At 59.7% G+C, this 13,152-nt stretch carries 9 protein-coding genes; 3 read left to right on the forward strand and 6 right to left on the reverse strand.

The window, feature by feature from the left end; genetic code table 11:
- Positions 1–11: 11 nt before the first annotated feature.
- From ACQZ63_RS09190 to ACQZ63_RS09210, 5 genes are all read right to left on the reverse strand, one after another.
- Positions 12–794: an amino acid ABC transporter permease gene (locus tag ACQZ63_RS09190; RefSeq protein WP_112178382.1), complete on the reverse strand. Its 783-nt coding sequence runs from the start codon at positions 792–794 to the stop codon at positions 12–14.
- A complete protein-coding gene (locus tag ACQZ63_RS09195; protein WP_003510965.1) occupies positions 791–1,534 on the reverse strand; it encodes an amino acid ABC transporter permease in 744 nt (247 codons plus the stop codon). The genes ACQZ63_RS09190 and ACQZ63_RS09195 overlap by 4 nt, the downstream gene beginning before the upstream one ends.
- 203 nt (positions 1,535–1,737) lie before the next feature.
- Positions 1,738–2,577: a transporter substrate-binding domain-containing protein gene (locus tag ACQZ63_RS09200; protein ID WP_003510963.1), complete on the reverse strand. Its 840-nt coding sequence runs from the start codon at positions 2,575–2,577 to the stop codon at positions 1,738–1,740.
- A 268-nt stretch (positions 2,578–2,845) separates the two neighbouring features.
- The gene (locus ACQZ63_RS09205; RefSeq protein WP_003510961.1) at positions 2,846–5,134 is read right to left on the reverse strand and encodes an NADP-dependent malic enzyme; all 2,289 of its coding nucleotides are present in this window, start codon (positions 5,132–5,134) and stop codon (positions 2,846–2,848) included.
- A 160-nt stretch (positions 5,135–5,294) separates the two neighbouring features.
- Positions 5,295–6,269 (reverse strand): LysR family transcriptional regulator, encoded by a 975-nt coding sequence (locus ACQZ63_RS09210; RefSeq protein ID WP_162763569.1) that lies wholly within the window; start codon positions 6,267–6,269, stop codon positions 5,295–5,297.
- Between the two features lie 327 nt (positions 6,270–6,596).
- Here ACQZ63_RS09210 and ACQZ63_RS09215 point away from each other — a divergent pair, with 327 nt between their 5' ends.
- Positions 6,597–9,026, forward strand: a complete 2,430-nt coding sequence (locus ACQZ63_RS09215) for a glucose/quinate/shikimate family membrane-bound PQQ-dependent dehydrogenase (RefSeq protein ID WP_448799121.1) — start codon at positions 6,597–6,599, stop codon at positions 9,024–9,026.
- 267 nt (positions 9,027–9,293) lie between these two features.
- Complete coding sequence (locus ACQZ63_RS09220; RefSeq protein ID WP_025595636.1) at positions 9,294–10,724, forward strand: mannose-1-phosphate guanylyltransferase/mannose-6-phosphate isomerase; 1,431 nt, start codon at positions 9,294–9,296, stop codon at positions 10,722–10,724.
- 86 nt (positions 10,725–10,810) lie between these two features.
- Here ACQZ63_RS09220 and ACQZ63_RS09225 read toward each other — a convergent pair whose 3' ends face one another.
- A complete protein-coding gene (locus tag ACQZ63_RS09225) occupies positions 10,811–11,509 on the reverse strand; it encodes a CPBP family intramembrane glutamic endopeptidase (RefSeq protein WP_448799146.1) in 699 nt (232 codons plus the stop codon).
- 332 nt (positions 11,510–11,841) lie between these two features.
- Here ACQZ63_RS09225 and ACQZ63_RS09230 point away from each other — a divergent pair, with 332 nt between their 5' ends.
- A complete protein-coding gene (locus tag ACQZ63_RS09230; RefSeq protein WP_026330684.1) occupies positions 11,842–13,074 on the forward strand; it encodes an ABC transporter substrate-binding protein in 1,233 nt (410 codons plus the stop codon).
- The last annotated feature ends 78 nt before the right edge of the window (positions 13,075–13,152 follow it).

Genomic DNA, 13,152 nt, shown 5'->3' on the forward strand with positions numbered 1-13,152 from the left:
GTGTATTCCAATCAGCGGGAAGCGAAGCGCCGTTCAAGGCGCTGCGTGAAACGGGACACGGGATAGCAGAACAGGAAGAACGCCATCAGGACGGTGAGATAGACCACGACGGTGAAATCGTTGCGCTGCACGGCGGTGCTGGCATCGGTTGCGGCGTGGAGAAGCTCATGCACGCCGACCAGCGAGGCAAGCGCCGTGCCCATGGTGATGGAGGCGTAAAGGTTCATCCACGGCGGCAGCGAGCGCTTCACGCATTGCGGCAGGATGATCCAGCGCAGCGTCTGGTTGCGCGAAAACCCGAGGCCCTGCGCCGCTTCCCATTGTGCGGTGGGAATGGACTGGATGGCGCCCCGGGTGATTTCGGCGATGTGGGCGCTGGCCGGAATCGCAAGCCCGACCACGGCCTTGATCCAGTCTGGAAACGGAATGTAGTTGCCGAAGGCGACGATCTCGAAGGGGAAGATGTAGGTCGCGGCGAAAATCAGCACCAGATGCGGGGCGTTGCGGAAGATTTGCACGTAGGTGAGCGCCGGCGCGCGCACAAGGCGATAGGGCGCAAGCTCCATGATGCCAAGCAAGACGCCGATGATGGTGCCGATGGCAATCGCCAGGATGCTGATCAGCACATTCATGGCAAAACCCTTGCCGAGATATGGCAGCCATTCCAGCAGCACCTGTCCGAGCGAGGGATCGAGAACCAGCCACAGCACGACGGCAACCAGCACGCCGCACAGAAGAATGGTGCCGAAAGGCAGCTTCTTCGCCGCCCGTGTTGGAGAGACCACCGCGCTCATTGACCGAACCCCGGAACCGCAAGACGCCGCTCAAGCCACAGGCCCGCCCTTGCGACGATGAAATTGATGACACTGAAAAAGATGAGGATCACCAGCATCAGTTCGACCACATTGTCGCGCTGCGTCCAGATCAGGATCGAGGCATAGGTGATTTCACCGACCGCAATCGCCGAGCCGACGGTGGTGAGCTTCACCAGATTGATGAGATTGTTGATGATGGAAGGAAGTGCCGTGCGGATTGCCAGCGGAAATTCCACGTAACGTAAAATCTCGAAAGAGCTGAAACCGATGGCGCGTGCCGCCTCGATGGTGGTAGCCGGCACCGCCTCGATACCGCCGCGCAAGGCTTCCGCATGGAAAGCGGCAACGTGCAGGCCGGTGATGGCGACGACCCAGAAGAACGGTGTGAGCGGATTGTTCTGCGCGCCGCCGAGCGCGTTTGAAATCAACATGTTGAGCACAAGGAAACCACACATCAGCTGCACCAGCGTCGGCGTGTTGCGCGTCAATTCCACATAGGCGCGAACCGGACCGGCGAGCCAGCCTTTGCCTGACGTGAGCATGGCGGCGAAAATGAAGCCGAAAACGAGGCTGAGCGGCAGGGTGACGGCGACGAGGATGAGCGTCATCTTCATGCCGTCGAGCCATATCTGAACCTCGTAGCCGCTGTTCAGAAAGTCATAGTTGAGGCCTATATGCGCGGCCAACTCTATGAAACGCGCTGTAAATCCATCCTGCATCGGATATCCATGCTGTTGTCGCGGCTGCCGCCCGGCAGGCGGTGCCAGAATGACCTGTCTTGCTATAAAGCAGAAAAGAACGGCGGGCGAAACCGGCCGTTCTCAGTGGTGAGGGGAAATCTCCGTGATGGCAGATGCCCCTACGACATGCCGGTCCCCAGGACCAGGTCCGGGGTGACAGAGCAAGCGGGATTGCCCAGCCTTTACTGCGCCGCGGAGAGCTTCGTCTTCTGCTCTTCCATGAAGCCGATGCTCGGCAGGCGGTTGGCCTTGGCGAATTCGATCATTTTGCCGGAAGCATGCAGCTCCTTGACGATCTTGTCGAGCGCAGCCTGCGTGTCGGCCTCGCCCTTGCGCAGCCAGATGACGGAGTCAGAAGGGATAAGGTCGGTGGGGATCAGGATGCCGTAATCCTTCCACTCATCGGCGCGGTCCTGAAGCATCAGGCTCAGCGTGCCGTTGACGTGCACGGAGACATCGCAATTGCCGCCCTTCAGCGCGAGCAGCGATTCCGGCTGGCTCGGCAACGCCTTTACCTGCGCGCCATATTGCTCGATCAGCGGCTGGGTGTAGTTGGAGCCCTGCGACACGCAGGCAATCTTGCCCTTCAGGTCCGGCCAGTCCTTGATGCCCGAGTCCTTTCGGCCGATGGCTGCGCCGCCCTGGCGGTCATAGGGGGTGGGCACGTAATCGAGCGTTTTGGCGCGCTCTTCCGTGTACTGCATGTTGGCGATCAGAATATCAACCTTGCCCTGCTGCAGGAACTGCACGCGGTTGGGCGGGGTCACGGTTTCGGTCACCAGCTCCACACCGAGACCGGCGGCCAGTGCCTTTGCGACGTCGATGTTGAGGCCCTTCTGCTCCTGCGTCTTCGGATCGATGAAGCCGAAAGGCGCGCCAGACAGGATGACGCCGACGGTGAGCTTGCCGCGACCCTTGATACGGTCGAGCGTCGCATCCGCGTGAGCGGCGGTGGCCATCGAAGCGATGACGACGGTTCCGGCGATGAGTTTTGCGGCAAATCTGGAGAAGGAGAGGGCCATGGGTATTTCCTTTTGGTTGTGGGTGGAAACTACATGAGGCGTCCGTCGAGAGCGAGAATTGGCGTTGCGCAAAAAATCGTATAAATAAAATCGTGTTCCAATAAGTTCTCTGGTGGGAAAAAATAACCTAATAATTTGAAATCGTAGAATCTTGTTCTTATGGTGCCGGGGTTCGGCGCTTTGGAATATCCTCGCCACAGGGGCGAGGATATGTTGGCTATGCCTGGGCATTTTGAGCGCCCTTCTCCCGAAGAGCGCTCCCACATCGTTACCGACCGGCGTTATAGGCCGCGATCGCCGCCATATTGACGATGTCGCTGTCCTTGGCACCCATCGAGGTGATCTGCACCGATTTGTCGAGGCCGACGAGAAGCGGGCCGATGACGGTCGCGCCGCCCAGTTCCTGTAGCATCTTGGTGGAGATCGAGGCGGAATGGATGGCGGGCATGACCAGCACGTTGGCCGCACCGGAAAGGCGGGCAAAGGGATACTGGCTCTGCATGCGATGATGGTTCAGCGCCACATCGGCCGACATTTCCCCGTCGACCTCAAAATTGACGTTGCGCTTGTCGAGGATTTTCACCGCTTCGCGCACCTTGTCGGAGCGTTCGCCAACCGGCTGGCCGAAGGTGGAATAGGCGAGCATCGCTACACGCGGTTCGTAGCCGAAACGGCGGGCAAGACCGGCTGCTTCTTCGGCGATATCGGCAAGGTCTTCGGCAGACGGCATGTCGTGCACGGCGGTATCTGCCACGAAGACCGTTCGGTTGCGCGACACGACCAGCGAAACGCCGATGACACGGTGGCCGGGTTTGGTGTTGATGCAGCGGCGGATATCCTCGAGCGCCGTGGAATAGTTGCGGGTAACGCCGGTGACCACGGCGTCCGCATCGCCCATCGCCACCATGCAGGCGGCGAAATGGTTACGGTCGTTGTGGATCAGGCGCTGCACGTCGCGCAGCAGGAAGCCGCCGCGCTGCAAACGCGCATAGAGATAATCGACATAGGCATCGACGCGGCTGGAAAGGCGGGCATTGGTGATCTCGATATTGGCGCGGTCGAGATCGATGCCGGCACGCTCCGCATTGGCCTTGATGATGTCGTCACGGCCGAGCAGGATGGCGGTGCCAAGCCCCTGCGCGGTAAACGAGATCGCTGCGCGCATCACCTGTTCTTCTTCCGCTTCGGCGAAAACGACCCGCTTCGGAGAGCGGCGCACACGCTCGTAAAGGCGCTGCGTGGTCGACGCCATGGGGTCTCGGCGGGCGGAAAGCTCGCGGGCATATGCATCGAGATCGGGCAGTTCGCGGCGAGCGACGCCGGTTTCGATGGCGGCCTTGGCCACGGCCACCGGAATTGCCGAGATCAGGCGCGGATCGAAGGGAACGGGAATGATATATTGCGATCCGAAGCGCGGGCGGTTGCCCTGATAGGCGGCGGCCACATCATCCGGCACATCCTCGCGGGCAAGATCGGCCAGCGCCTGTGCAGCGGCAATCTTCATTGCGTCGTTGATCTGGCTTGCACGGACATCGAGCGCGCCGCGGAAGATATAGGGAAAGCCGAGGACGTTGTTGACCTGGTTCGGATAATCCGAACGCCCCGTCGCCATGATGGCGTCATCGCGGATGCGGGCGACTTCTTCCGGGGTGATTTCCGGGTCAGGGTTGGCCATTGCGAAAATGATCGGCTTCGGCGCCATGGAGCGGATCATCTCTTCGGTGAAGGCACCCTTCTGCGACAGGCCGAAGACGACATCCGCGCCCTTCATGGCCTCAGTCAGCGTGCGGTTGTCAGTCTTCACCGCATGGGCGGATTTCCACTGGTTCATGCCTTCGGTGCGTCCCTGGTAGATCACGCCCTTGGTGTCGCAAAGCGTGATGTTTTCGGGGTTGAAACCCATGGCCTTGATGAGGTCCATGCAGGCGATGGCAGCAGCACCTGCGCCGTTACAGACGAGCTTCGTCGTCTTGAAGTCTCGGCCAGTCAGTTCGATGGCGTTGATGAGACCGGCGGCGGCGATGATGGCGGTTCCGTGCTGGTCGTCATGGAAAACGGGAATGTCCATCAGCTCGCGCAGGCGGCTTTCGATGATGAAACATTCCGGCGCCTTGATGTCTTCCAGATTGATGCCGCCGAAAGAGGGGCCAAGGTAGCGCACGCAATTGATGAATTCGTCGGCGTCTTCGGTATCGACCTCGAGATCGATGGAATCCACATCCGCAAAGCGCTTGAACAGAACGGACTTGCCTTCCATGACAGGCTTGGAGGCGAGCGCGCCGAGATTGCCGAGACCGAGGATCGCCGTGCCGTTGGAGATCACTGCTACCATGTTGCCGCGTGTCGTATAATCGTAAGCGGTCGCCGGATTTTCGGCGATGGCTTTCACCGGCACGGCCACTCCCGGCGAATAGGCAAGCGACAGATCCCGCTGAGTCGCCATCGGCTTAGTCGGGGTGATTTCCAGTTTCCCCGGTCTGCCTTGCGCGTGGAAATCCAGTGCTTCCTGATCTGTAACCGATGTTCTGGGGCTGGCGGGCTTCGTCGTGTCGGACATGGGCTGAGTGTGCTTTCGTGTCGATAACAGTGCAAAAATATCCGTCGTTGTTATTGTATTTTTCGCGCGCGTGCCAAGCGTTGAATGTTGTTCAGTGCAGCAAATTTAGCCGTGGCGAAATTTGTGGCCGATTCAATCGATTAAGTGCGTATTGTCGGCATTATAGGTGGGACTGGTAGGCCTGCCGTACCATATTCACGAAGGCCTCCACGTGGAGGGCAAGCGGACCGCGTCTGACGACCAGCACGCTATCTGACCAGGCATCGGCGCTTTCGAGCGGCACACCTGTGATGCCTCTTGTGGAGCGCACGGTGCTTTCCGGCAGAATTGAAATTCCCGCGCCAGCTTCCACGAGGGCAAGGATGGTGTTGACGTTAGCAATGCGCATGCCGATTTCCGGCTCACAGCCTGCATCCTCGAAAAGGGAAAGCGCGCTGCTGCTGAGCCCCAGGCCGATCTCGTCCACCGGCAGCAGCAGTTTTTCCTGCACGATATCGCCAACCGAAACTCTGGGGCGGGAGGTGAGCGGATGGCGCTCCGGCAGGGCGACGCACAGTTTGGAGCGGTCGAAGGGCATGGCCCGCAAGCTCTGCGGCAATTGGGGCAGGGGTGCGCGAATGAAAGCGACGTCTGTCTTGCGCGTCGCCACCTGCTCGATCAATTGTTCCATCGTCATGCCGGGCAGGAGTTCAAGCGTCACCTCCCTGTGGTCGTTGCCATAGCGGGTGATCAGCGCCGGCAATTTTCGTTCCGCCATTACGCTGGTGCCGAAGCCGATGCGCAGCGTGCCGAGCTGGCCGCGCCTGATCTGGTGTGCCTTTTCCAGCGCGCCCTTGGTGCGGGCAAGAATTTCCTCCGCATCTAGCAGCATCGACTGCCCAGCCGGCGTAAGTTCCACACCGCGGTTGACACGGAGGAAAAGCTTGAAGCCCAGATTCTCTTCCAGTTGCCGGATACGCTGCGTTACGGCTGGTTGGGCGATGCCCAGCTGCAAAGCGGCCGCGCGGAAATTTTTGGCCCTTGCGGCTTCCACAAAAATGGCGAGCTGGCGAATATCCATCGGCGGAGAGGTCTTTGTGTTGTAGGTGTTGATATGGTATAAGCGCAGCTTATCAAAAATGCCCGTCTTGCGCATTGTCATCTTGTCGCAGGCGACGTTATACCGCACCGAGGTTTCGGTCGCCCAGTGCCCGCATGCGGGCCTCTGCGATACGAACTTGGGAGGATTTGTTCGAGCACATTGTCCGCCGTCCATTGGGGCCGGTGATAAACTGCAGTGAATGGGTCAAAATGACAGTCACCACGGAAGTCTCCCCCACCATTGTTCCCCGTTTCGCCTCGTCGCCTTCAGCGCATCTTCGCTCAGCCGTAAGTGCGGCGGACTGTCTGGCCTGGGCCGGGCATTGAAAGATCATCGGGCGTCAGCCTTCGCGGCGGCTCTCCTAACCGGATATTTAATTTCATGAGTAAACCAGCAACCTCAACGTCGCTTGCAGCCAGATTATGGCTCTTCGTGCTCGGCGCCGTCATTGTCGCTGCGGGACTGTTCTTCGCCATTGGCGGCGGGCAGCTCGCAACACTCGGCGGCAGCCTCTATTTCGTCTTGGCGGGTATCGCGCTGATCGTCTCCGGCTTGCTTATTCTCCTGCGCAAGCCTGCCGGCGCGCTCCTGTTCGGCCTTGTCTTCATCGTTAGCGGTGTTTGGGCAGTGTGGGAAGCCGGACTGCACTTCTGGCCGCTCATCTCCCGCCTGCTGGCGTTGGGCGTGGGCGCCACGGTGGTTGCGCTCTCCTATCCGCTGCTGCGGCGCGCGGCTGGCAAGACGCCCGCTTACGGCGCGTCCTTTGCCCTTGCTGGCGTTCTGGCCATCGCGTCCGCTGCCGGTTTTGCCGGCATGTTCGTGCCGCATCCGACCGTCGCCTTCAAGGGTGAGGTTGCTGCACTGACGCCGGTAACGCCGGAAAAAGAGCAGAAGAACTGGGAACATTACGGCAATACGGCGGGCGGCAGCCGCTTTGTTGCGCTTGACGAAATCAACCGCGATAACGTCAAGAACCTTGAGGTGGCATGGACCTATCGGACCGGCGACATCCCGATCAGCCCCGGCGCGAACGGTGCGGAAGATCAGGAAACGCCGCTTCAGGTCGGCGACACCGTGTTTGTGTGTACACCGCACAACAATGTCATCGCGCTCGACGCCGATACCGGCGCGCAGAAGTGGAAGACCGAAATCAACGCCAAATCCACCGTCTGGATGCGTTGCCGCGGTCTCGCCTATTTCGATGCCAAGGCGCCGCTGAAGCAGCCGACCGCTCCGGGCGCAACGCCTGTCACCCCGGCGATCGTAGCCGACGGCGCGCTTTGCCAGCGCCGCATTCTCATGAACACCATCAACGCGGAACTCATCGCGCTCGATGCCGACACCGGCGCGTTTTGCCCGGATTTCGGCACCAATGGCCGCGTCGATCTGAAGATCGGTCTTGGTGATGCGCCGGACCCGCAATATGTGCTGACATCGGCCCCCACACTGGCCGGCACCACCGTCGTGGTCGGCGGGCGTATCGCTGACAACGTACAGGTGGATATGCCTGGCGGCGTGATGCGCGGTTTCGACGTGGTGACGGGTGAGCTTCGCTGGGCTTTCGATCCCGGCAACCCTGAAATCACCAAACTGCCGCCCGAGGGCCAGACCTATACCCGTTCCACGCCGAACGTATGGGCATCCATGTCCTACGATCCGGAGCTGAACACGGTCTTCATGCCGGTGGGCAGCCCCTCGGTCGATCTTTATGGCGCGACGCGGACACCGCTCGATCATAAATACGGCGCTTCCATGCTGGCGCTCGATGCCACGACCGGCCGCGAAAAGTGGGTCTACCAGACGGTTCATAACGACCTATGGGACTTCGACGTGCCGATGCAGCCGAGCTTCATCGATTTCCCGAAGGCTGACGGAACGACCGTTCCGGCTCTGGTCTTCGGCACCAAGGCCGGTCAGATCTATGTGCTGGACCGGGCGACTGGCCAGCCGCTGACCAAGGTGGAAGACGTTCCGGTCAAGGCCGGCAACATTCCGAACGAGCCATATGCACCAACGCAGCCGCGTTCGGTGGGCATGCCGCAAATCGGCGCGCAGACGCTGACGGAAGCCGATATGTGGGGTGCCACCCCTTTCGATCAGCTTCTTTGCCGTATCGCTTTCAAGGGCATGCGTTATGAAGGCCTCTATACGGCGCCAGGCACGGACCTCTCCCTCGCCTTCCCGGGTTCGCTCGGTGGCATGAACTGGGGCGGCATCTCGACTGACCCGACGACCAACACAATCTTCATCAACGACATGCGCCTCGGCCTGTGGATTGAGATGAAGGAAGCCGCTCCCACCAAGGCAACGGCAAGCGGCGGCGAAAGCGTCAATACCGGCATGGGCGTCGTTCCCATGAAGGGCACGCCCTATGCGGTGAACAAGAACCGTTTCCTGTCTGCTCTCGGCATTCCCTGCCAAGCTCCACCCTATGGCTCGATGACTGCGATCGACATGAAGACGCAGCAGATCAATTGGCAGGTTCCTGTAGGCACCGTTGAGGATACCGGTCCGCTTGGCATCAAGATGGGTCTGCCTATCCCGATCGGCATGCCTACGCTCGGCGGAACGCTTGCCACCCAGGGCGGTCTCGTCTTCATCGCCGGCACACAGGATTATTATCTGCGCGCCTTCGATACGGCGACCGGCAAGGAAGTCTGGAAGGCCCGCCTTCCTGTCGGCAGCCAGGGCGGCCCGATGAGCTACAAGTCTCCGAAAACAGGCAAGCAATATGTCGTCATCTCGGCCGGCGGTGCACGTCAGTCTCCTGACCGTGGCGACTACGTGATCGCTTACGCGCTGCCGAACTGATCCTGACAGGTCATCGCTCTGAAAACGGAAACCCGGGCCATTCGCCCGGGTTTTTCTTTGCGGCATTTCAAAGCGACTGATCGCCCTTTGCGCGGAACCTCACCCTGCGCGTTGCGTTAGCAAAACGGGTCCGACATTCACCAAGCTTTCACAAGGCGAACTTATGAGCTTGCGCTTATCCGCCCGTGAACCGATGATGGCAGCATTGGTAAATATGTATATTGTCCGGCCCGCCGGAAGTTTTTTAAAGTTGGAAAGGTTTTTATTGTGACGGAACAATCTCGAAAGATCACGCCGGTTCTTCTTGCTGGTGGGGCGGGATCACGGCTTTGGCCGGTATCGCGCGATCAGTTGCCCAAGCAGTTCCAGCCGCTGGTCGGCAATCTTTCGACCTATCAGCAGACACTCACGCGCGTGGCCGACAAGGCGCTTTATGCCGAGCCGCTGGTGATCACCAACGAGGATTTCCGCTTCTTCGCCCGCCGTCAGGCTGAGGAGATCGATCTTCCGGCGACGGTGGTTCTCGAACCCGCCCGCCGCGACAGTGCCGCCGCCATGGCCGCTGCCGCCGTGCTGGCCGAGCGCCGGGAGCCGGGATGCCTGGTGCTGGCGCTCGCCGCCGACCATGTGGTGCTGGATGCCGACAAATTTTCAGAGTCCGTGAGGCTTGGCGCCAAGGCCGCCGATCAGGGCAATATCGTCGTTTTCGGTCTGGTGCCAACCGAGCCGCGCACCTCCTACGGCTACATCAAGCCTGGTGAAGCAATTGATGGTGAGGCTGACTTGAGCATCGTCGAGGCATTCGTGGAAAAGCCGGACGTGAAGACGGCAATCTCCTATCTGGAGAAGGGGTATCTCTGGAACTCCGGCAACTTCCTGTTCCGTTCCGACGTGATGATTGCCGAACTCAAGGCATTCGCGCCGGAAATTCTTGCGGCAGTAACGCAGTCGGTCGAACAATATGAAAGCGACCTTGGCTTCGTGCGCCTGCATCAGGCGAGCTTCGAAGCCTCGCCGAAAAACTCCATCGACTATGCGGTGATCGAGAAGACCAAGCGCATGGCGGTGGTGCATGGCCATTTCCGCTGGTCGGATATCGGCAGCTGGGACGCGATCTGGGAAATCGCCGACAAGCATGGCAACGACAATGCGCTCGAGGGCGACGGCGTCTTCATCGATTCCGAGGGCTGCCTGATCCATTCCACGCAATTGCTGACGACCGTGGTGGGGGCAAAGGATCTGGTGGTGGTGGCTACCAAGGATGCGGTTCTGGTGGTGCCGAAAAACCGGGTTCAGGACGTGAAGGGCCTGGTGGAGACACTGAAGGATGGCGAACACGCGCCGCGGACGCAAGCGCACAGGCGAGTGTATCGTCCATGGGGTTACATCGAACATATGTATGTGGACGAGCGCTACCGCGTGGGCCACATCACGGTTGATCCTGGCCACCGCATCTCGTTCCAGAAACACTATCACCGCTCGGAGCACTGGATCATCGTCAAGGGCACGGCAACCGTAACGATTGGCGACGAAACCCGGCTGCTGACGGAAAACCAGTCCGTCTATATCCCGATTGGTCAACCGCACCGGCTTGCCAATGAGGGGCAGATTCCGCTCGAGTTGGTCGAAATCCAGACCGGCGCCTATCTTGGCGAAGACGACGTCATCCGCATCGAGGATGATTATAAGAGGCATTAGGACTGCTGCGCGCACCGACGCGGCATTTTATCCCGGCCGGCGAGGCCGGGATGATAAATCCCTGACTTATCTGTCGGCTCGACGGATCAGGAGACAGTTGCATTCACGCAGTGGGCGAAAGCGTGGGAAAGCATCGCTGCTTCCAGCCCGCGACGCCAGAACAGCCACCCGAACATCAGTCCGGGGATAAAATTGCCGAGCATGACACTGACAATCAGCAATGGTTGCGGATGAACGGTAATGGCAAAAAGGAAGGGCAGGTGGCCCACGGCAAAAAGGGCCGCTGCGATGACAATGGCAGTCCACAGCATGACCGGTTGGACTTGCCCCTTGCCCACTATTCGCCAGAGCACCCATGCGAATAATGTCATCAAGCCCCATCGGGTCAGCAGCTCCTCCGTTATGCCACCATAGAGAACCCGGGTGACAAGTGGGACTTCAAACGCCGCCATTTTTTCCATGGTTGCCGTATCGGTGAAGGCAGGCAGGATCACAGACGAATAAGCGATCATCAGCAGGCCGACGATAAGACCCGTCAGCAAAGCTGCTGGGGCTTGCCTGCGCAAGACTGGCCCGAACCCGGTTCCTTTCAGCCAGGCATCGATCAGCGGAGTGCCGAGCCCGAGTTTGCCGGCAAGCGCTTGACCCGTCGCCACCGCAGCAATGATCAGGACTGCCGGCTGGACGAGCATCACAACCCGTATCGTGAAGGAAAGATCCTGTCCCGACGCCAGTCGTTCGAACGGTGCGAGCAAAAGCGATAACACGCCCGCCAGACCGATCATCAAAAGAATGTGCCAACGTTTTACCATCGCTCACCTTATGTTCGCCCGTCCATGCGGGCTTGGCACTCTGTGCGCAGGAACCGACGCCAAAGTCGGAAGACTATGAAGATACTACGTTGCCTGCAGATTACCGGTGCGCAGTCTTTGTCGTGCCATTCGGCATCCTTCCAATTTCCCAATCTTCTTTCTCAACAAAATCTAGCCGTTCGGCACGTTTGTAGCTGCTCGACACAGCGCGGCGAGCTGCGGCGAGATTCATTTTTTAGGCGGTTGCCTAATCAAAAATCTTCGCTTACGTTCCAACTGCAACGTTTCAGTGAGGGAGGAGACTCATGCGAATGCGCTTTATTTCTGCGGCCTTTTTGGCCAGTGTTATGATTCCGGCGGGTGTCGCTGGGGCTACCGATCTTGAAGTTACCCATTGGTGGACATCGGGCGGTGAAGCCGCTGCCGTTGCCGAACTTGCCAAGGCTTTTGATGCCACCGGCAACAAGTGGGTAGACGGCGCTATTGCCGGTTCGGGCGGCACCGCCCGTCCGATCATGATCAGCCGTATCACCGGCGGCGACCCGATGGGTGCCACCCAGTTCAACCATGGCAGACAGGCGGAAGAGCTGGTGCAGGCCGGCCTGATGCGCGACCTGACCGACGTTGCCGAAAAGGGCAAGTGGAAAGACGTCATAAAGCCGGCAAGCCTGCTCGACAGCTGCACCATCGACGGCAAGATCTATTGCGCGCCGGTCAACATCCATTCCTGGCAATGGCTGTGGCTTTCCAACGAAGCGTTCAAGAAAGCGGGCGTCGAAGTTCCCAAGAACTGGACTGAATTTGCTGCCGCAGCACCGGCACTGAAAAAAGCCGGCATCCAGCCGCTCGCGCTCGGCGGTCAGGCATGGCAGGCCAATGGCCTGTTCGACACGTTGACGCTTTCGATCGGCGGCAAGGATCTTTATCAGAAGGTCTATGGCGACAAGGATGCCGAAGCAGCGGCCGGTCCCGACATGGCCAAGATTTTTGCGGCCGCCGTCGAGGCCCGCGACATGGCCAAGGGCACCAATGTTCAGGACTGGAACCAGGCCACCAACATGGTCATAACAGGCAAGGCCGGCGGCCAGATCATGGGTGACTGGGCGCAGGGCGAGTTCCAGCTTGCCAACCAGAAGGCGGGTACGGACTACACTTGCCTGCCGGGTCTCGGCCTTAACGACTATCTCACCACCGGCGGCGACGCCTTTTATTTCCCGCTGCTGAAGGATGAAGCAAAATCCAAGGCGCAGGACGTTCTGGCCGCAACCATCGTCGATCCTAAAACGCAGGTGGCTTTCAACCTTAAGAAAGGCTCGCTGCCGATCCGTGGCGACGTCGACCTCAATGCGGCCAATGACTGCATGAAGAAGGGTCTGGAAATTCTGGCCAAGGGCAATGCGCTGACCAGCACAGACCAGCTGATTTCTGCTGATACGCAGAAGCAGAAAGAAGACCTGATGGCAGAGTTTTTTGCCAGCGCGATGACTGCAGAAGATGCACAGAAGCGCTTCGCCGGCATCATCGGTTCCGCTGACTAACCGCAACCTCTTGTGCGGCGGGTGGCATCCATCCGCCGCAAGCTCCCTGCGGGATGCGTAAACGCGCAAGCCCGGAGG

The sequence above is a fragment of the Agrobacterium sp. CG160-95 genome, from assembly GCF_053521725.1.